The sequence below is a fragment of the Chryseobacterium sp. Tr-659 genome (assembly GCF_011752975.1).
Lineage (GTDB): Bacteria > Bacteroidota > Bacteroidia > Flavobacteriales > Weeksellaceae > Chryseobacterium.
Genome location: NZ_VWWP01000009.1, coordinates 85174 through 105837 on the forward strand (window position 1 = coordinate 85174; position 20664 = coordinate 105837).

Sequence of the window (20664 nt, forward strand, 5' to 3'; positions counted from 1 at the left end):
TCAATATTCTCATATGAATTCCATTTCTTGAAGTCTTGTATATCTGTGGATGGCTCCACAGGATGATAATTTAATTGACAAGAACAAAGGATGAAAAAATTAAGCATAGCTGCATTAGTGTTGGGGACAATCTGGGTTTCCGCCCAGGAGCAGGAAGAAAAAGGAAAACAGATCGAAGATATCATCATCGTCGGAAACCGTAATGTTAAAAGAACAAAACTGGAAACACCGGTTCCCGTAGATGTTATTAATATCGAAAAAATACAGAAAGCTTCCCCACAAATAACAGTTCAGGATCTACTGAACTATGTGATCCCGTCATTCAATTCCGTAAGACAATCCGCATCAGACGGAACAGAACATATTGATCCGGTTACTTTAAGAGGAATGGGACCAGACCAGGTTTTGGTTTTGGTGAATGGAAAAAGAAGACATACCACTTCTCTGGTCAATTATCAGAATACGGTTGGTAACGGGTCTGTAGGAACGGATCTTAGTACCATTCCGGTGATTGCCATAGACAGGATTGAAGTGCTAAGGGACGGAGCAGCAGCACAATATGGCTCTGATGCTATTGCCGGAGTAATCAATATTATTCTTAAAAAAGATCTGGGAGCTTCAGCAAATATAACTTATGGTCTGAGTGGAAGAAATGATGGTGAGACCTACCAGGCAGCTGCCAATTATGGAACTGCACTGGGAAAAAAAGATAGTTATATCAACCTTTCATTGCAGCTAAGCCACAGAGGAAAGACCACAAGGACTCAAAATCATGATCTGGATATTTTCGGGGATAATTTTGCTTATGAGTTTGCTGATGATCCGGCAGCAGCCAGGCTTGCTGATGATAAAAAAATTGCTGAAAGAGGTCTTACAAGAGATTATTTCAACTTTCAGATTGGTGATGCACAAATCAGGCAGGGACAGCTATTTTTCAATTCAGAATACCCTTTTAATGATCATTTTAAGCTTTATTCTTTCGGAGGTTTCAGTATCAAGGAAGGAGAAGGGTTCGGATTCAGAAGACTCCCAAGCGAAACATCCAATGTGGTTTCATCTATTTATCCCAATGGTTTTCAGGCAGTACTGGCATCCAGAATTTATGATCTATCCTATGCTGTGGGGGCAAAGTATAACATGAACAACTGGTTCTTCGATCTTAGCAATACTTTCGGGAAAAATACTTTCGATTATAACGTCAATAATACCAATAATGCTTCATTAGGCGCAAAATCACCAACCAGCTTTTATGCGGGAGCACACAGTTTTTTACAAAATACCATTAATCTAGATGTTTCTAAGAATATAAACAGATTCAATCTGGCGTTTGGAGGAGAATTCAGGTTTGAGCAGTATGAGATCAATGCGGGAGAAGAAGGTTCGTATGCACAATATGATATCAATGGAAATATTGCCACCGGCGGATCATCGGTTCTTGGGGCCGGCGGATCACAATCTTTTATCGGCTTTTCCCCGAGCAATGCTTTAAAAAAAGACAGACATTCAACGGCAGTATATGCTGATGTTTCTTACGACCTGGATAAAAAGTTAAGCATTGATGCAGCAGCAAGGTTTGAGAACTATTCAGATTTTGGAAATACATTGAATGGAAAATTGGCTGTCAGGTATGAATTCGCAAAAAACTATGCCGTAAGAGCTGCCATTGGAACAGGGTTCAGAGCACCATCACTTCAGCAGCAGTATTTTAATAATTCATATGCGGATATTTCTACAACAGGTTCAAAAATTGTCACCAAAGGTATTTTCAGAAATGACAGCCAGGCAGCTCAGGATCTTAATTTTGATAAATTAAAACAGGAAACGTCAGTGAATGCGAGTGCAGGATTTACTTTTAAACCCTTGAATAAACTTTTCATTACCATAGACGGATATTGGATCAAAGTAAAAGACAGAATTGTTATCACAGGAAATATTACAGATAAAAAACTGGACCAGTATAACGTAGAAAGCGGAAGGTTTTTTGCCAACGCAATTGATACCGAAACAAAAGGTGTGGATGTAGTTGTTTCTTACGACTGGAAGCTGGGTGGCGGAAATTTAAACGTAAACCTTGCCGGAAACTATACCGAAACAAAAATCACAGGTTTTCACTTTCCTGAAAATATAGATACTCCAAGGGATCAGTACTTCGGTCCGGATCAGATTAATATCATAGAAACCCTTTCCCCAAAAACAAAAGCTTCATTGGGATTAAATTATGGAATCGGAAAATTTAACTTTCTCGTAAGAAATACTTATTTTGGCAAAGTGATCAGAGACGGATATCCATTCGGTGGTGTTCAGGAGTTTTCGCCAAAGGTTGTTACAGACGTTAGTGTAGGGTATGATATTACAAAAAATGTCAACTTTACGGTGGGCGCTAATAACGTATTTGATGTATTCCCGGATCTGCAGATCTATCAAAATTCATATTATGGAGTATTTAAATATGCCCCGGTTCAGATGGGAACACTGGGAAGTTATTTCTTCGGAAGACTTAATTTTAATTTCTAATTAAATGAGTACTTCACATCAGATCGGCTGGAAGACCGCTGCCGCTATTGTGGTTTCCAATATGATAGGAACAGGAATCTTTACAACATTAGGATTCCAGTTATCCGATATCACCAATACGTACAGTATTTTTTTGTTATGGATGATCGGGGGTGTTTTGGCGCTGTTCGGAGCTTTCTGTTATGCCGAATTAGGATCTCATTTCAAAGGAAACGGTGGCGATTTTATTTATCTTAAAGAAACTTATCATCCGTTATTCGGATATCTGATAAGCTGGATTTCTTTGATTATCGGATTTTCCTCTCCCGTTGCGCTGGCCGCTTTGGCCATGTCAAAATATCTCTCCGTGTTTGATTATACTTTCGGAAACGGTTTTGCCATTGCCGCTATTTTTCTGGTAGCAGCCACACTGTCATTCAGCTTAAAAACCTCCAGCAGGTTTCATAATTTCTTTACATTTATAAAAATAGCATTTATTATTGTTCTGGTTATTCTGGGAGTTGTGCTTTCAGGTGATCCTCACGTGGGAAATAGTCTTAATTTCAGCGACAGCTGGCAAAATGAAATTATGCTTCCGGCATTTGCAACCTCTCTGGTATTTGTGACTTACTCGTACACCGGCTGGAATTCTGCATCCTATATTGCCGGAGAGATCAAAGATGTTCAGAAAAACCTTCCAAAATCCCTGATTATAGGAACTGTTTTTGTGACGGTGAGCTATATTCTCGTGAATTATATTATGCTTAAACATGCTCCTGTAAACCAATTGGCAGGAAAAGAAGATGTAATGGGAGAAGCAGCAGTAAATATGCTCGGATCAGGGTTCGGCAAGATTGTGAATATTTTCATCGCTTTACAGCTGATTGCAACCATCAGCGGATATTTATGGGTAGGTTCAAGATTAACACAGGCTTTTGCAAAACATACCTACATATGGAAACCATTATCAGCAGGAAATGCAAAAGGAATTCCGGTGAGAGCTATTTTTGCTCATGCTGTGATTGCTGCGATTATTATTTTGACGGGAAGCTTTAAAGAAATTTTTGTCTATACGGCTTTTATTTTACAGCTTTTTGCAAGTCTAGCTATTTCTACCGTATTCTTTCTTAAGAAAAAAGACAGGAAAATTTTTAAGTCTAATGCTTTCTATATTTTTCCGGCTGTTTTTCTGTTGTTCAGCATTTATATTCTTTATTTTACCTTTATTCATAACCCTAAAGAAAGCTTAATCGGACTGGGAGTTATCGCGGTGGGAATTGTTTTGTATTTAATAGACAGAAGGCTTTCTAAAGGATATTAGAGCCTGATTTCAATATAATAAACAAATTTCCAATTCAGCTTTTTTACCTTTTTGCATCTTTATCCCTAATGCTCAAAAATTTATGCTTTAATTTTGAATTAATAATTCTTATCTTTGCACCCACAAAATTTCCACAATGTCTAAATCATTAATTCCAAAATTAGAAGCTATAAAACAAAGATATAATGAGGTTGCAGACCTTATTATACAGCCTGATGTAATTTCAGACCAAAAAAGATATTCTTCTTTGAACAAAGAATATAGTGATTTGGGGAAAATTGTAAAAGTTTACGATCAGTATAAAGGAGCTTTGGACAGTATCGAAGAATCTGACGAAATCATTGCAGATGGTTCAGACAGAGATCTGGTAGATCTGGCTAAAGAAGAAAAACTGGAGGCACAATCCAGAATTCCGGGACTGGAAGAAGAACTGAAAGTATTATTGATCCCTAAAGATCCTGCAGATGACAAAAACGTTATCGTGGAATTACGTGCGGGAACAGGAGGAGATGAAGCGGCAATCTTCGTGGAAGATATCTACAGAATGTACACCATGTATTTCAAAACGAAAGGATGGAGACATGAGGTGACAGATTCCAATGAAGCTGCGAAAGGATACAAAGAACTGATCATGAAAGTAGAAGGAGAAGGTGTTTACGGTATCATGAAATTCGAATCAGGAGTTCACCGTGTACAGCGTGTTCCGGAAACCGAATCTCAGGGAAGAGTGCACACTTCTGCCATCACAATTGCTGTTCTTCCGGAAGCTGAAGAAGTTGATTTTGAATTGAATCCCGCTGATATTGAAATGCAGACTTCACGTTCAGGAGGTGCCGGAGGTCAGAACGTAAACAAGGTTGAAACGAAAGTTCAGCTTACTCACAAACCTTCAGGTCTTGTTGTAGTATGTCAGCAGGCTCGTTCTCAGCTGGCTAACCGTGAGCTGGCAATGGAGATGCTAAGAACAAAATTATATGATATCGAATTACAAAAAGTACAGGGAGATATTGCTGCACAACGTAAATCTATGGTATCTACAGGAGACCGTTCTGCAAAGATTAAAACATACAACTACCCTCAAGGAAGAGTTACAGATCACAGAATCAACAAATCAATGTACAATCTTGATGCTTATATGAACGGAGATATTTCTGAAATGATTGACGCTGTCATCATGGCGGAAAATGCAGAAAAGATGAAAGGAGAAGAAGAAAACTACTAAAATTTTCAAAAAATAAATACAAGCCTCTGATTCTTCAGGGGCTTTGTTTTTAAATAACTGATTAAAATATAAACTATGAAAAACTACAAAATTATTTTGATGCTGCTGCTCACAATGATGGGGCAGCTTCTTATGGCTCAGACTGAGGTCAAGAAACCGGCAGAAGCATTTGAATTGTTCTTCGGAACTTTTGTGAGTAATGATGAGGTAGCACTTGGTAAACTTAATGATTATCTGAGACCTACCGTAGAAGGGCAGAATGCTTACCAGATTAATTTTAAAGAGACTTCTGAAGAGATGCTTACGACAAGTGTTGACCATTTTCTGTCCGCTTTTCCGAAGGCTATCGCTTCAGTATGTAAAAAAGAAGCGGAGGAGTATTTCAAGGCCATGTTCGGAAATTTTAAAAACGGAAAACTGACCATTAAAAATGTGAAAGTAGTTCCTAATGAATATGTTGAAGATCAGAAAATCGCTCAGGTTTCTTATTCTGTAAGCTTTAAAGTTCCTTCAAAACTAACTTCGGGGCCAACCGGAGATCTGCAGAAGATAAAAGCCGAAGATCTTAAAAAATATCTGGTTCAGGCTGTTCAGGATTTTAAAAATTCAGATAAAACAGTCATTACAGATCAGGAATTCAGCTTATACGAGCTTAAAGAAGGAGGAAAGATATACTATTGGAACGGAAGCCCGGATGAGATTGTTTCTAATCTTACCGATTTCTATTTCGAAAGTTTCGGATCATAAAAATAATTTGACAACACTCCGTAAAAACATATAAAGTCCCATAAAACCGGGGCTTTTTTTATTTCATATACTTTGCGTATTTTTGAGAAAAACCAATCAGTATGAATTTTAAACCTATATTGTTAACAGCTGGAGTTTTATTTTCAGCATCTTTTTATTCTCAGAAAATGAATTATCCTAAAGCCGTAAAAGGAAGCCAGACAGATACCTATTTCGGAAGTGCTGTTTCAGACCCTTTCAGAGATCTTGAAAATGATTCTGAAGCTACAAAGAAATGGGTGGATGAAGAAGTGGCTTATAGTCAGAATTATCTTTCAAAAATTCCGTTTAGGGATAAAATCAAAAACCAGCTGAAAGATATCTGGAACTATGAAAAAATTTCTGCTCCTTTCAAAGAAGGAGACTATACGTATTATTACAAAAATGACGGTCTGCAGGCTCAATCTGTTTTGTATAGAACAAACAATAAAACAAAAGCCACAGAAGTATTTTTAGATCCGAATAAATTCTCAGAAAAAGGAACCACTTCACTTTCTAATCTTTCTTTCAACAAAAAAGGAAACCTTGCTGCTTATTCCATTTCTGAAGGAGGAAGCGACTGGAATAAAATCATCATTATTGATGCGGTTACCAAAAAACAGATTGATGAAACAATATTGGATGTAAAATTCAGTGGCATCTCATGGCAGGGAGATGAAGGATTTTATTATTCAAGCTATGATAAACCTAAAGAAGGAACCGTTCTTTCCGGGATGACAGATAAGCATAAAGTATACTTCCATAAACTGGGAACAAAACAGTCTGCCGATAAACTGATTTTTGGTGGTGATAAAACTCCAAGAAGATACCTGGGTGCCGGCGTTTCAGAAGATCAGAGATATCTGATTATTTCAGCGGCCAATGCTACCAATGGAAATGAACTGTATGTAAAAGACCTGAAAAAAGGAGGAGATTTTGTACAGATCGTAAAAGGGTTTGATGTCAATGCAAATATCGTAGATACACAAGGTGATGAGCTTTTCATTTTCACAGATAAAGATGCTCCGAACATGCGACTTGTAAAAACTACTATCAGCAATCCTTCCCCTGAAACATGGAAAGATGTGATTCCACAGACGGAAAACGTGCTGGGAATCTCTTCAGGAGGGGGATCTTTCTTCGCTACTTATATGATTGATGCCATAGATCAGGTAAAACAGTTTGATAAAAACGGGAAACTGATCAGAGAAATTGAATTGCCTGGGAAAGGAAATATTTCAGGCTTTGGAGGTAAAGAAAAAGAAAAGGATGTTTATTATTCTTTCAGCAACTATATTACACCGGGAACTACCTATAAATTTAATGTAGACTCAGGTAAGTCTGAAGTATACCAAAAGCCGAATGTGAAGTTTAATCCGGATGATTATGTTTCTGAACAGGTATTCTACACGTCAAAAGATGGAACGAAGATTCCTATGATGATCAACTATAAAAAAGGAACCAAGCTGGATGGTAAAAATCCTACCATTCTGTATTCTTACGGAGGGTTTAATATCAGCCTTCAGCCGTCATTCTCCGTAGTGAATGCAATCTGGATGGAAAACGGAGGGATCTATGCAGTACCCAACATCCGTGGCGGAGGTGAATATGGTAAAAAATGGCATGATGCAGGAACCAAACAGCAAAAGAAAAATGTTTTTGAAGACTTTATTGCTGCAGGAGAATACCTGCAAAGTAAAGGATATACCTCAAAACAGTATATGGCACTTTCCGGAAGATCAAACGGAGGTCTTTTAGTAGGAGCAACAATGACGATGCGCCCGGATCTGGCAAAAGTAGCCTTCCCTGGCGTAGGCGTTCTGGATATGCTGAGATATAACAAATTTACAGCAGGAGCAGGCTGGTCATATGACTACGGAACTGCGGAAGACAGTAAAGAAATGTTTGAATATCTTAAATCGTATTCTCCGGTACACAATGTAAAAGCAGGAACGTGCTATCCATCAACAATGATCATTACCAGTGACCATGATGACAGAGTAGTTCCGGCTCATTCATTCAAATTTGGGGCAGAACTTCAGGAAAAGCAGGCATGTAAAAATCCTATCCTATTGAGAATTGAGAAAAATGCAGGCCACGGAGCAGGAAGATCAACAGATCAGGTAATCAGTGAAAATGCGGATCTTATATCATTTGCTTTGTATGAGATGGGAATAAAGAAATAATTATAAAAAAGTAAATTTTACAATGTAACGGCTGATTTTATTAAAAATTAGCCGTTATTTTTATGTTAATATGTTTATAATTCCTATTTTTACGAAGGATATTTAAAGTTTACTAATTTTTATTCAATTAGGTAATTATGAAAAAAAGAATTTTACTGGTTTGTGCATTAGCCGCTGGTCTTACTAGCTTTAATGCACAGAGGTGGGAACCGGCCTCACAAAGAACGTCTCAGATTAGAAAAGAAGTGGAAGTTCAACATTCCTACAGAGTAGACCTACAGTCTCTTAGGAGTATTTTGAAAGGTGCTGTGGAAACTGGAAAAGGAGCTGCTCCTGTTATTGTTTCTTTACCTACAGCCGAAGGGAAAATTGAAAAATTTGCCGTTTACAGTGATCCTGTTATGGAGAAATCCGTGGCAGATAAATACCAGCTAGGCTCTTACATGGGAGTTGGAGTAGATGACCCTTCTAAATATTTAAGATTAAGTACTGCACCTTCAGAAATGCAGTCTATGATTATTAAGGATGGGAAATTCCAGTTTATAGAGCCTATTTCTACAGATAAGCAGGTATATGGTGTTTTTTATAAAACGAAGAGAACAGAAGGAGAACACGGATTTGAATGTTCTACAGAAGAAAAGACACTTAAAAAAGATATACAGGCTTTAGAAGCAAACGGAAGAAGAAGCCTTTCTAATGTAGGAATTACAAACAGACCGGCAAGTACAAAGTTCAGAACTTATAGATTGGCGATTTCTGTTACCGGAGAATACACGCAGTATTTTATGACTCAGGCAAATGTACCTGCTACCGCTACTGATGATGAAAAGAAAGCTCCGGCGCTTGTGGCAATCAATAATACGATGAACCGTGTAAACGGAGTATTTCAGAAAGATTTTGGAATCAAATTAATTGTTCAGAACTTTCCAAATATAGTATACATTGATCCTAATGGGGATCCATATTCAGCGGCTCAGGCAGGATCTGCAGGAGCATGGAACCTTGAACTTCAGCAGACATTGACCTCTCAGGTAACTAGTGCAAACTATGATATCGGACACTTATTTGGTGCTTCAGGAGGTGGAGGTAATGCCGGATGTATCGGTTGTATATGCGTAGACCCGGCAACCAGCAGCAGTAAAGCTAAAGGATCAGGATTTACGTCACCATCTAATAATGTTCCAAGTGGAGATTCTTTTGATATAGACTATGTGGCTCACGAAATGGGGCATCAGTTAGGAGGAAACCATACCTTCTCAAATATCTCTGAAGGAAGTAATGCAAACGTAGAACCAGGTGGGGGAACTACCATTATGGGATATGCAGGAATTACAAGTGACAATGTTCAGATGTCTTCAGACGCTTATTTCCACTATAAATCAATAGACCAGATTTTAACAAACCTGGAAGGTAAGCCGGTAACATGTGGTACATCGGAAAATATTAATAATAATACACCTCCTGTAATCGGAGCACTTACAGCGTATACTGTTCCTAAGGGCACAGCATATTATCTTGATGCAACCGCAACAGATGCGGAAGGTGATGCCCTTAATTATACTTGGGAACAAAATGACAGTGTTACAGGGTTAGCTACCATTTCAGGAGATACCGGATGGGGATATAATACACAAGGTGCTTTAACAAGATCCCGTTTCGGAACAGCCAGCGGAAGAAGATATTTCCCAAGTTTCCCGTTAGTGATGAACGGAATTCTTACCAATAAAACGGATGCCGCAAATAATCCAAACCCGAATTGGGAAACCGTATCTTATGTTCCTAGAACTGTACGTTATGCTATAACAGTAAGAGATCAGAATGCACAAAGACCAATGTTGTCTTCAGAGGAAGTGAATACCGTAATCGGAAATGACGGACCATTCAAGTTTAACGGTCTTACGGCATCATCAGTTTTATATAGAAATGCGAATAACGTGATCCAATGGGATGTTGCTAATACAAACACTGCTCCATATAACTCACCGAACGTAAAAATAGACTATACAGCTGATAATGGAACTACATGGACAGATCTTGTAGCTTCTACACCTAACACAGGAAGTTTTACTGTTCAGATGCCAAATACGATTACTACACCAATCAAATTGAGAATATCATCTATTGGTAACGTTTTCTATGCTGTTTCTCCGGCAGTTACTGTGGCAGATGCCCCAACATCTACAACTGCAGCGCCAACAGGATTAACAGCCATCAGCACAGAAGTATTCAAAACAACAGCAAGAGTATCCTGGAACAGCGTACCTGGAGCAACATATTCTGTTAATTACAGAGTACAGGGAGCTTCAAACTGGTCTAATATGACAAGCCCTACCAATTCCGCAGTGTTAACAGGTCTTGAAGATGAAACCAATTATGAAGTACAGGTGGCAGCAGTTGTGAACAGTGTTCCTGGTACATTCTCGAATAATTACGTATTAAAAACAAATGGTTTAAAGACAGGTATTGATTACTGTCTTATGAATACGGGAACATCTTATGTAGGAGCAATCAGAGCAGTACAGGTAGCAAACCTTACTTATGACGATCCGTCATTAAGATCTTATAAAGATTTATCTGAAGATGCAACTAAGACTATCAACCTTGTTCAGGGAACGGCTTACTCTATTACACCTGTAGTAAGACAAGCATACAGCAATTCTAGTGTTCCTTTAAATCTTTCCGTTTGGATCGATTACAACAGAAACGGAGTATTTGAGCTTTCTGAAAGAGTAATTTCTGTTTCAGGAGGGGTGCCGGCAGGAAGTGTTAGCTTTGGAGCACAGAACTTCACAGTGCCTTCAACAACCTATGCTGGTGACAAACTTCTTAGAATGAGAATTGTTACTAAGTATAACACTGCTGCTTTAGCAAGTGCATGTGGAGATATCTCTACAGGAGGAGGTTCAATTATGGATCTACCGGTAAAAATTACAGGTACTCTGGCAGTAAACGAAACAAAAGATACAAAATCATCTGAGATTTCTATTTATCCAAACCCTGCAGATACTTTCGTAGAAGTTAAGAATCTTAAAGGAAAAGCAGATTACAAAATTTATACTGCCGATGGAAGATTAGCTCAGGAAGGTCAGATTGACGGACAGAGAATTAATGTAGCTTCATTAATTAAAGGTATGTATGTAATCACCATAAAAGATGACAAAAATACTTACAATACGAAGCTTATCAAAAAATAAGCAGACTATTTACCAATAAGAGAGGCCGGGCATTTGCCCGGCCTTTTTCTTTGCCTAAAATTTAGAAAAACAGAACGTTAACATAAGTTTCATGTTTCGCACAAAAAAATTAACTTTACGGAGACAAAAATTATTGGAATGCGAAAGACAATTTCTGTGAAAAAGCCGGATTTTAATATATCACCTCAGGAAAGAGAGATATACAATTTTGAAAAAGACGGGCTTGAACTTAAATCATCTTATGAGAAAAAAGATGTAAAAGATGAATCACTAACACAGACTTCTCCAGGAATTGAACCCTATCTGAGAGGACCGTATTCCACCATGTACGTTCAAAAACCATGGACGGTCCGCCAGTATGCAGGTTTTTCCACAGCAGAAGAATCCAATGCATTTTATAGAAGAAACCTTGCAGCAGGCCAAAAAGGACTTTCAGTAGCATTTGATCTTGCGACTCACAGAGGATATGACTCAGACCACACAAGAGTGGTAGGAGACGTAGGAAAAGCAGGCGTAGCCATCGATTCTGTTGAAGATATGAAAATCCTTTTCAATGAAATTCCATTAGATCAGATTTCAGTATCCATGACAATGAATGGTGCGGTACTTCCGATCTTATCCTTTTATATTGTGGCTGCAGAAGAGCAGGGCGTAAAACAAGAGCTGCTTTCAGGAACTATCCAAAATGATATCCTGAAGGAATTCATGGTGAGAAACACCTATATCTATCCGCCTGCACCTTCTATGAAGATTATTGCAGACATCTTTGAATATACTTCGCAGAATATCCCAAAATTCAATTCCATCTCCATTTCAGGATATCATATGCAGGAAGCAGGCGCTACTCCCGTATTGGAAATGGCTTATACATTGGCTGATGGTCTTGAATACGTAAGAACAGGAATTAAAGCAGGGATGAAGGTAGATGATTTTGCTCCAAGATTATCCTTCTTCTGGGCTATCGGGATGAATCATTTCATGGAAATTGCTAAAATGCGCGCCGCAAGATACATCTGGGCGAATCTTTTAACGCAGTTCAATCCTCAGAATCCAAAATCCCTTGCATTAAGAACCCATTCTCAGACTTCAGGATGGTCTCTCACAGAGCAGGAACCTTTCAATAACATTACAAGAACAGCAATTGAAGCATTATCTTCAGCGCTCGGTGGAACCCAGTCGTTACATACCAACGCATTGGATGAAGCCATTGCCCTTCCAACAGATTATTCGGCGAAAATAGCGAGAAATACCCAAATCATCCTTCAGCAGGAAAGCGGAATATGTGATGTAGTAGACCCTATGGGAGGAAGCAATCTTGTAGAAAGCCTAACCCAGCAGATGATTGAAGAAGCAATGAGATACATTGATGAGGTAGAACAGGAAGGAGGAATGACCAAAGCTATTGAAGCCGGAATTCCAAAAATGAGAATTGAAGAAGCGGCAGCCAAAAAGCAGGCGAAGATCGATAGCGGAGAAGAATTCATTATCGGGGTAAATTCATTCAAATCCTCCTTAAAACAGGAGGAGATTGAGATCCTTGATATTGATAATACAGAAGTACGCAGAAAACAGATCGAAAGATTGAATACGATAAAGACAGAAAGAGATCCGGAAGCTGTAGAACAGATATTAAATGACATCCGTGAAAGTGCAAAAACAGGAAAAGGAAACCTTCTGGCATTATGTATCGAAGCGGCAAGAAGAAGAGTTACCCTTGGTGAAATGAGTGATGCCATGGAAGAAACCTTCGGAAGATATAAAGCTAATATTAAAACAATCTCTGGTGTATATGCAATGAATGCCGGTAAAAACGAATACTTTGAAAAGGCCCTTCATCTCACTCAGAAATTTGAAGAAGAAGAAGGACGCCGCCCAAGACTAATGGTGGCTAAAATGGGACAGGACGGTCACGATAGAGGTGCAAAAGTAGTCGCAACTGCCTTTGCCGATATGGGATTTGATGTGGATGTGGCGCCATTATTCCAGACACCGGAAGAAGTGGCAAAACAGGCTGTTGAAAATGATATTCATATTCTTGGAGTATCTTCACTGGCTGCCGGCCACAAAACATTGGTTCCGCAGGTTGTGGAAGAGCTGGCAAAACTGGGAGCAGATGATATTACGATTGTTGTAGGAGGAGTAATTCCTCAACAGGATTATGAGTTCCTTTATGCCAACGGAGCAGACTTTATCTTCGGCCCGGGAACGAACCTTCCCAAGTGTGCCGTAGAAATTTTAGAAAAATTTTTAGAAAACTAAAAGATAAAAGCTTTAATTTCAACATTGAGATCAAAAGCATTAACGATGAGTTTTAAAAATATAATAAAGCCTACGAGGAAAAAACTGATGCTTCTCGTAGGCTTATTGTTTATAAAAGTATTTCTGTTGAGTTCAGAAAAAAGGAATACAATACTGCAAAAGGAAATTTGATTTTCCTGCTTTGATAATCACAGATACTACCTTTTTCAGAAATAAAAATTATCATCAAGCTGCACACGCCATAGGAACTGTTAATATGAGGCGTATGACGAAGTTTATTGACGGGATTTTTCTCATCATTATTCACCTTAAGTGAAAAAAAACATTTTGATTGTCAGAAAAATTTATATATTTGCACCTTAAAATCAAGTTTAACCATTAAAAAACAACGAAGCAATGTTCAAAATAAATCAGAATTCTTCAGTAGGATTGCCACTTATGGTGGTAAGGCTTCGTGGTTTGGTACACTCTTAGAATAACAGTACAATGAAATATCAGAACCCGAAGTCGTAGAGATTTCGGGTTTTTTATTGCGCAATATTCCAAACTCCCAAGTTTACCCGAAATCTTTTTTAGTGTCATCGAAGACAAGATAGGATGAGGTGCATTCCTCAAAACTGTTACTGTCTATTATTAATCCATTCAACTAGTATTTTAGTTGATTAAAAGTTGTGTGAGATAAAATATTGTTTCACATCCAACTTCTGTTAACAATGGAAAATGATAACCGCCTGTTTTCCCGCCTGAGAAGTGTGAGGAGCAGAAAAAGAACAATTAGGAAAGATGTAGAAAAGCAGATAAGGAAAAAATACAAACGTAGTAGAGAGCTCTGGGTAATAAGGAGAAACCTTCCGTTGATTCCATTAGATAAACCCTATCAAAAAGGATTTGTAAGGTTTTTTGTAGTGAGGGATGATGTAAAACGATCCAAAGACGGAGACTTTTTTGAAGAAATTTTAAGGAAGATCAATACACACATGTATTCTGAAAACCGTAAGTTTTTAAAAAAGAAAAGAAAATTCGGGAAAAAAATATATGTAAAGAAGGAGCAGAAGCTCAGGTATATTCCTTCATTTTCATGGAATGATCCAAAATTAGACTTACCGAGAGAGAAAGACAATATTTTGAAAAGAAAGAAGAATACTGTCCTATCCGTAAAATTTTTGGAATCTACTACAAATTTACTGAACCATGGAGATTTACTTTAAGGATAAAGCCTAATATGATTACCCATTACAAGCCCTTAGATCTGGAACTGGAAAAAGAATATGCAGAACTGGAATCTAGCTTAGGCCAGCATAAAGTAGTGGCAATTATTCAGAAGACTATGGTGTGTAAATCAAACTCATGGAAAGAAAGGTATCAAAGAAAGCTTATCAGGAGCAGGAAGTATTTTACCTGTACCATGTCTGCAACAGAAATTGCAGAAAGCGTAATGGACATATAAGTCCAACTGTTATTTAAAACAAAAACAATGGGAAATTTAAAACTAAAAGGAAAAGATATATTAAAACTAGGCTATCCAAATAATCAAAGCGTAAACGTAGCATTGGAAGTCATGAAAAGAAATTTTGCAACAAAAAATATTCACCACGTAAAATCTCTTTTAAAAGAAATTCTGCTGAATCCCGAAGAATTTGAAAAAGATTTGACCTTCGGACAAATTGCAGAAACATTGCTTTCATCCAAAAAAACAGAAAAAAGAATGCTGAATTCACAGCGTGCTTCATTTCAGGTTTTTGGAAACAATATTTCAGAAGAGGCAAAAAATCAGCTATATACAGCATTGAAACTACCAATCTCTATTCAAGGAGCATTAATGCCTGATGCCCACAGCGGTTACGGACTTCCAATCGGTGGAGTTCTTGCGGTGGAAAATGCGGTAATTCCCTATGGAGTAGGTATGGATATTGGCTGTAGAATGAGCCTCAGTATTTTGGATACACCAGTTTCATATCTTGACGGAGCAAGGCACAAATATGAAAAAGCGCTTGCAGAACATACAAAATTTGGAATGTATGAAACGCATAAATCTCATATTGACCATGAGATATTCGATAGAGATACATTTGATATGATCCCTGTTTTAAGGAGATTAAAAGGAAAAGCTATCAAGCAGATGGGATCCTCAGGCGGAGGAAATCACTTTGTGGAATTCGGAGAAGTAGAAATCACTGAAGAAGATGAACAGATTGGATTACCAAAAGGAAAATATCTGGGTATTCTTTCTCATAGCGGTTCAAGAGGACTGGGAGCTGAAATTGCCCAGTATTATTCAAGAGTAGCAACAGAACAATGTCCGTTACCAAAAGAAGCTCAAAATTTTGCCTGGCTGGATCTGAGCACTCATCTAGGTCTGGAATACTGGACGGCAATGAACCTTGCCGGAGATTACGCTTCAGCCTGTCATGATGACATTCACAGGAGATTGGTAAAAGCGGTGGGTGGAAGAGTAAAAGCAAGAATTGAAAACCATCACAATTTTGCATGGAAGGAAATTCATAACGGAAAAGAAGTGATCGTTCATCGTAAAGGGGCTACTCCTGCCAATGAAAATGAACTGGGAATGATTCCGGGATCCATGACGGCCAAAGGATTTATTGTGCGCGGAAAAGGAAACCCCGACTCTTTGAATTCAGCTTCCCATGGAGCAGGAAGAGTACATTCGAGAGGAGAATGCAGAAGCCTCTTCACTCAGCACGATATCAAAAAAGAGCTGAAGCTGAAGAATGTTACTTTAATGGGAGGGAATGCTGAAGAAGCGCCAATGGCCTATAAAGACATCAACGAAGTGATGAATGCACAAAGCGAATTGGTAGATATTCTGGGAACATTTCAGCCAAGAATCGTAAGAATGGATAAATAGTCAGTCATACCAACCTTATAGGCTTCAAAAACCTATAAGGTTTAAAAGATGAAAAAGCTTCCAATGACAAGTATTGGCTGCAAAAGATTTATTACAAAAAGGTATTGATCCGGTAGGGCATCCCCGGTTAAACAAAATGCCCGAATAACATGGAAAAAATAATACAGATCACTTCAGGAAGAGGTCCTTTGGAATGTCAGTGGGTAGTAGCCAAAGTTCTGAAAACCTTTCTTGAAGAAACAAAAGATCATTCAATAGAATACGAAATTATACACCGTGAAAATGGTGATGAAAACCTGACACTGAAATCCGTTACCCTGATCTTAAAAGGAAAGGAATTGACGGGATTTTTGAAAAACTGGCTGGGGAGTATTTGCTGGACTGGAAAAAGTACATTCAGGAAACTGCATAAAAGAAGCAATTGGTTTATTGGTGTTTTTGAATTGGAAAATGTGAAAAAAACAGATTTCAATGAAAGAGATATACGTTTTCAGACAACCAGGAGCCAGGGAAGCGGAGGGCAGAATGTCAATAAAGTAAATACTGCCGTTCGTGCTACTCATATTCCAACCGGAGAAAGCGTATTTGTGCAGGACTCACGGTCGCAGCTGGAAAATAAAAAATTGTCTGTCCCCAGATTAAAAGAAAAAGTAATGGCCGCTTATATTCAGCAGTTAGAAAGGAAAATGAAGGAAACATGGGAACATCATCTGCAGGTACAACGTGGAAATCCTGTTCGTACATTCTCCGGAACAGATTTTAAAAAGAATTACGAAGACAAGTCATTCAGAAAACAAAGAAATGCCTTGAAAAATGAATTAAAAAACTACAAAAATGACCTTAACTAAAAGTAAATATTATTTTGAAGCTTTACAATGCTTTCCTTATAACCTTTCAGAATGTATGGATGCATTGAACTATGCACTGGCTTATGAGCCCGAAGATTCAGACAGTCTCTGCCTTATGGGTAGAGTATATTCAGAAGTGCTAAAAGATTATGAAACAGCAAAAAAGTATTTTGATGAAGCATTGCAAAGTAACATCGGAAATATCAATGTTCCCCAATATTATATTGCGTGTCTTTTAAGCAATGAAGATTATACTGAAGCAGAAAAGTTAATTGAATTTGCTCTCAAAATAAAAGGAATTGATAAAGCTGAAATTCTAAACTGCCAATCTTTTTTATTAGAAAGAAAAGAAGAATACGGGCCCGCTCTGGATGTTCTCAAAGAAGCAAAAAGATTTTGCTATACCAGAGAAATGCTTGAACTATTAGAAGACAGAGAGAAACTGATTCAGGATAAGATGCCTGAAAATAACAAAAGAGAGAAGACTGAATAAGTCTTCTTTTGTTTTTAGTGAATTTTTTAAATAAATAGGCTTAATGTTGAAAATAATTTATAGATTTGATAAATAAAAAGCAATTATATGAATAAAAAATTATTTTTGTTGCCAATTTCTGTGGCGATATTTTTCTGTTTTTGTGAAATTAATGGACAAAATTCTACAAAAATCGTTCAAGACTATTATTTAAAAAGCGGAAAGCTTAATCAGAAGAATAATATTAACGATAACGTTGGTATTGTTATTTTGAATGAAGATGTTTCCAAAAGTTTAGGCGCGAATATTATCAATGTACAGCAGACTTTTAAAGGAAATAGAGTTTACAATGCTTTAGGTAAGGTAATTATTAAAGGAGATAAAATTATTTCTGAAAATAATAACTTTAGTAGAAATATAGTAGTTGCCAGCCAAACAAAAGCAAAGGAAAAATTTTCAGAAGATCAGCTCAAACAAATGCTGGGGCTTAATAAAATTTCAGAAGTAGATTATTCTCCTGAGGTCTATTTTGAAAAAAATGGGATCTATGTTCTTTCAAAAGAAATATTTGTTTCTGACGGTAATTCTTCAGATGTATGGCATATTATTGCTGATGCAGCGAGCGGAGAAATATTGAGTAAAGATAATATGACCGTAAGCTGTAATTTTGAAAACGGTTCAGATTCTCATGTAAAGTCTGAAGAGGTATCAGATTTTCAATGGAAGTCTCAGTCTGCTATTCCTAAAGAAAATATTCAAAATATAACAGTAGGTTTACTTGTGCCGTCCAATGCATCCTATAATATTTTTCCATTGCCAATAGAGGCTCCAACGTTTGGAGGGCGCTCAGTAGTTAATAATCCGTGGGATGTGACAGCATCTCCTGAAGGATGGCATTCTGATGGTACCAATAGTTATACTAACACCAGAGGAAATAACGTATATGCCTATTCTGATCAGAATAATACCAACTTACCGGGTTATTCACCTGACGGAGGCAGTACCAGAAACTTCAATTTTCCTTTTGCAGATGACAGATATGCTGATCCTTTTGCATACAGAGATGCAGCGGTTACCAATCTGTTTTATATGAATAATAAAATGCATGATATATTCTATAAGTTTGGGTTTACAGAAGCAGCAAGAAACTTCCAAACCAATAATTTCGCCAATGGAGGAATAGGAGGCGATGCGGTAAGAGCAGAAGCTTTTGATGGAAGTGGTCTTAATAATGCCAATTTCAGTTCAGGATATGAAAGAATCATTTCTGGACAAACTCAGGTGTCAGCACCTAGAATGCAAATGTATTTGTATGACAGAACCCAGACACCAGACGATCCTATCGTGAGATATCAGTATAATTCGCCTGCAACTGCTGTAAACAGACCTAAGGTTTTGACTGGAGGTGCTTCGTTCGGACCTGTATTTGGTCCTGCAGTTACAGGTGATCTTGCGGTTTCTGTTCCTGCGGATGCTTGTACAGCTCCTGCGGCGGGAAGTCTTACAAACAAAATTGCTATTATTACCAGTACAAGCTGTGAATACGGTCTTAAAGTTTTAAATGCTCAAAATGCAGGAGCGGTAGGGGTAATTGTTTACAGACCATCAAGTGATACTCCTGTAAGTATGGGAGCAGGGGCCTCAGGAGGGCAGGTAACCATTCCTTCAATCAACATCGGTAAAACTGAAGGTGAATTTATGGTCTCACAAGTTAACGCCGGAACCACAGTAAATGCCACTTTAAACTTTGATTATAATGGCTTTAAACATTCAAGCTTCGATAATGGTATTATCGCCCACGAATATGGTCACGGAATTTCAAACAGACTTACAGGACAAGGGTATAGCTGTCTCTCTACTGCCAATACCGCTGAACAGATGGGAGAAGGATGGTCTGATTATTTTGCACTCATGCTCACTACAAGACCGGGCGATACCTCTGCCCTTGCAAGAGGGGTAGCTACCTATTCAAAAGGACAGCCTACTACTGGAGATGGAATCAGGCTTGCTAAATATTCTCCGGATTTTGCTATAAATAATTATACATATGCAAGAACCAATACTGTCACAGGAGTTCATGCAATAGGATTTATCTGGGCAACTATGCTTTGGGATCTTACCTGGAAATATATTGAAAAATATGGATATAACAGTGATGTTTTGGCCAGTACAGCATCCGGAAATGCAAAGGCTTTACAAATAGTGGTTGACGGTCTGAAATTACAGGCATGCAGCCCTACATTTATTGACGGAAGAGATGCTATTTTGCAGGCAGATGCTGTGGGGAACGGTGGTCAGGATAAATGTATGATATGGAATGCTTTTGCAAAAAGAGGACTGGGAGTAAATGCTTCCGCAGGAAGCCGTACAGTAGCCAACGATCAGGTTGAAGATTTTACGGTGCCGCAGGAATGTGCGAATATGCTATCAGCTATGGATAACAAAATAGCGGATAACAAGCTTGTTGTTTTCCCTAACCCTACCTATGATGAATTCTTTGTAGGAAATACAGATAAATCTTCAAATGAAGTTAAAATCAGAATGTTTGATATGTCTGGAAAATTGGTGTTTTCCGACTCCAGAGAATCAGGCTCAAAAAGAGCTGTTTCTACAAAAGGATTTCCGAAAGGAGTATACATGGTTCATATCCAGCAGGGAGATAAGACTCAGGTTGAAAAGCTGATCGTGAGATAAATACGTTTTATATCGGTTGAAAAATAAAAAATAAGCTTTCATAGAAAGCTTATTTTTTATTTACAGAGATCAGATAATCATAAACCATTTGATGCTGGTCATCAGTAAGTTTGGCTTTAGGGGCCATTCTGCTTAAGGTGTTGATCCAACCCTGATTATCATGCTTTGTAGGTTCTGGTAACTTATGGCATTTCGCACAGGAATTTTCAAAAATTGTTTTCCCTTGCGCCAATTGTTCAGATGAGGTATACTTAGGCCCTGTTACAGCCACACTTTTTGGTCCGCAGGAAACCAGAAATACTGATACTGCAATACCGCTTAAGATTAATTTTTTCATAGCATAT

The 20664-nt window shown here is 38.0% G+C and carries 14 protein-coding genes; 13 read left to right on the forward strand and 1 reads right to left on the reverse strand.

Annotated elements, in window-relative coordinates:
- The first annotated feature begins 90 nt into the window (after positions 1-90).
- From F3J23_RS18155 to F3J23_RS18215, 13 genes are all read left to right on the forward strand, one after another.
- Positions 91-2514: a TonB-dependent receptor plug domain-containing protein gene (locus tag F3J23_RS18155; protein WP_167032335.1), complete on the forward strand. Its 2424-nt coding sequence runs from the start codon at positions 91-93 to the stop codon at positions 2512-2514.
- 4 nt (positions 2515-2518) lie between these two features.
- On the forward strand, positions 2519-3814 hold the full coding sequence (locus F3J23_RS18160; RefSeq protein ID WP_167032338.1) for an APC family permease: 1296 nt from the start codon (positions 2519-2521) through the stop codon (positions 3812-3814).
- 136 nt (positions 3815-3950) lie between these two features.
- Positions 3951-5036, forward strand: a complete 1086-nt coding sequence (gene prfA / locus F3J23_RS18165) for a peptide chain release factor 1 (protein ID WP_167032341.1) — start codon at positions 3951-3953, stop codon at positions 5034-5036.
- 75 nt (positions 5037-5111) lie between these two features.
- Positions 5112-5783, forward strand: coding sequence for a hypothetical protein (locus F3J23_RS18170; protein ID WP_167032344.1), 672 nt, complete (start codon positions 5112-5114; stop codon positions 5781-5783).
- A gap of 101 nt (positions 5784-5884) precedes the next feature.
- Positions 5885-7987, forward strand: a complete 2103-nt coding sequence (locus F3J23_RS18175) for a prolyl oligopeptidase family serine peptidase (protein ID WP_167032347.1) — start codon at positions 5885-5887, stop codon at positions 7985-7987.
- Between the two features lie 137 nt (positions 7988-8124).
- Positions 8125-11181, forward strand: a complete 3057-nt coding sequence (locus tag F3J23_RS18180; RefSeq protein ID WP_167032350.1) for a reprolysin-like metallopeptidase — start codon at positions 8125-8127, stop codon at positions 11179-11181.
- 138 nt (positions 11182-11319) lie between these two features.
- Positions 11320-13440 (forward strand): methylmalonyl-CoA mutase, encoded by a 2121-nt coding sequence (gene scpA / locus F3J23_RS18185; RefSeq protein ID WP_167032353.1) that lies wholly within the window; start codon positions 11320-11322, stop codon positions 13438-13440.
- A gap of 713 nt (positions 13441-14153) precedes the next feature.
- Entirely contained in the window at positions 14154-14648 is a 495-nt protein-coding gene (locus F3J23_RS18190; protein WP_167032356.1) for a hypothetical protein, read from the forward strand.
- A 14-nt stretch (positions 14649-14662) separates the two neighbouring features.
- A complete protein-coding gene (locus F3J23_RS18195; protein ID WP_167032359.1) occupies positions 14663-14887 on the forward strand; it encodes a hypothetical protein in 225 nt (74 codons plus the stop codon).
- A 27-nt stretch (positions 14888-14914) separates the two neighbouring features.
- Positions 14915-16306, forward strand: a complete 1392-nt coding sequence (locus tag F3J23_RS18200; RefSeq protein ID WP_167032361.1) for an RtcB family protein — start codon at positions 14915-14917, stop codon at positions 16304-16306.
- Between the two features lie 149 nt (positions 16307-16455).
- On the forward strand, positions 16456-17154 hold the full coding sequence (prfH, locus tag F3J23_RS18205; RefSeq protein ID WP_167032364.1) for a peptide chain release factor H: 699 nt from the start codon (positions 16456-16458) through the stop codon (positions 17152-17154).
- Positions 17141-17647 (forward strand): hypothetical protein, encoded by a 507-nt coding sequence (locus F3J23_RS18210; RefSeq protein WP_167032367.1) that lies wholly within the window; start codon positions 17141-17143, stop codon positions 17645-17647. The genes prfH and F3J23_RS18210 overlap by 14 nt, the downstream gene beginning before the upstream one ends.
- An 87-nt stretch (positions 17648-17734) precedes the next feature.
- A complete protein-coding gene (locus F3J23_RS18215) occupies positions 17735-20320 on the forward strand; it encodes a T9SS-dependent M36 family metallopeptidase (protein WP_167032370.1) in 2586 nt (861 codons plus the stop codon).
- Between the two features lie 49 nt (positions 20321-20369).
- On the opposite strand, the gene F3J23_RS18220 is transcribed toward F3J23_RS18215, so the two are convergent.
- Complete coding sequence (locus F3J23_RS18220) at positions 20370-20657, reverse strand: c-type cytochrome (RefSeq protein WP_167032373.1); 288 nt, start codon at positions 20655-20657, stop codon at positions 20370-20372.
- Positions 20658-20664: the final 7 nt, after the last annotated feature.

Excerpts from the sequence above, each read along its gene's own strand:
- F3J23_RS18155 (WP_167032335.1), top strand. The coding sequence starts at position 91 with ATGAAAAAATTAAGCATAGCTGCATTAGTGTTGGGGACAATCTGGGTT.
- F3J23_RS18160 (WP_167032338.1), top strand. The coding sequence starts at position 2,519 with ATGAGTACTTCACATCAGATCGGCTGGAAGACCGCTGCCGCTATTGTG.
- prfA (WP_167032341.1), top strand. The coding sequence starts at position 3,951 with ATGTCTAAATCATTAATTCCAAAATTAGAAGCTATAAAACAAAGATAT.
- F3J23_RS18170 (WP_167032344.1), top strand. The coding sequence starts at position 5,112 with ATGAAAAACTACAAAATTATTTTGATGCTGCTGCTCACAATGATGGGG.
- F3J23_RS18175 (WP_167032347.1), top strand. The coding sequence starts at position 5,885 with ATGAATTTTAAACCTATATTGTTAACAGCTGGAGTTTTATTTTCAGCA.
- F3J23_RS18180 (WP_167032350.1), top strand. The coding sequence starts at position 8,125 with ATGAAAAAAAGAATTTTACTGGTTTGTGCATTAGCCGCTGGTCTTACT.
- scpA (WP_167032353.1), top strand. The coding sequence starts at position 11,320 with ATGCGAAAGACAATTTCTGTGAAAAAGCCGGATTTTAATATATCACCT.
- F3J23_RS18190 (WP_167032356.1), top strand. The coding sequence starts at position 14,154 with ATGGAAAATGATAACCGCCTGTTTTCCCGCCTGAGAAGTGTGAGGAGC.
- F3J23_RS18195 (WP_167032359.1), top strand. The coding sequence starts at position 14,663 with ATGATTACCCATTACAAGCCCTTAGATCTGGAACTGGAAAAAGAATAT.
- F3J23_RS18200 (WP_167032361.1), top strand. The coding sequence starts at position 14,915 with ATGGGAAATTTAAAACTAAAAGGAAAAGATATATTAAAACTAGGCTAT.
- prfH (WP_167032364.1), top strand. The coding sequence starts at position 16,456 with ATGGAAAAAATAATACAGATCACTTCAGGAAGAGGTCCTTTGGAATGT.
- F3J23_RS18210 (WP_167032367.1), top strand. The coding sequence starts at position 17,141 with ATGACCTTAACTAAAAGTAAATATTATTTTGAAGCTTTACAATGCTTT.
- F3J23_RS18215 (WP_167032370.1), top strand. The coding sequence starts at position 17,735 with ATGAATAAAAAATTATTTTTGTTGCCAATTTCTGTGGCGATATTTTTC.
- F3J23_RS18220 (WP_167032373.1), bottom strand. The coding sequence starts at position 20,657 with ATGAAAAAATTAATCTTAAGCGGTATTGCAGTATCAGTATTTCTGGTT.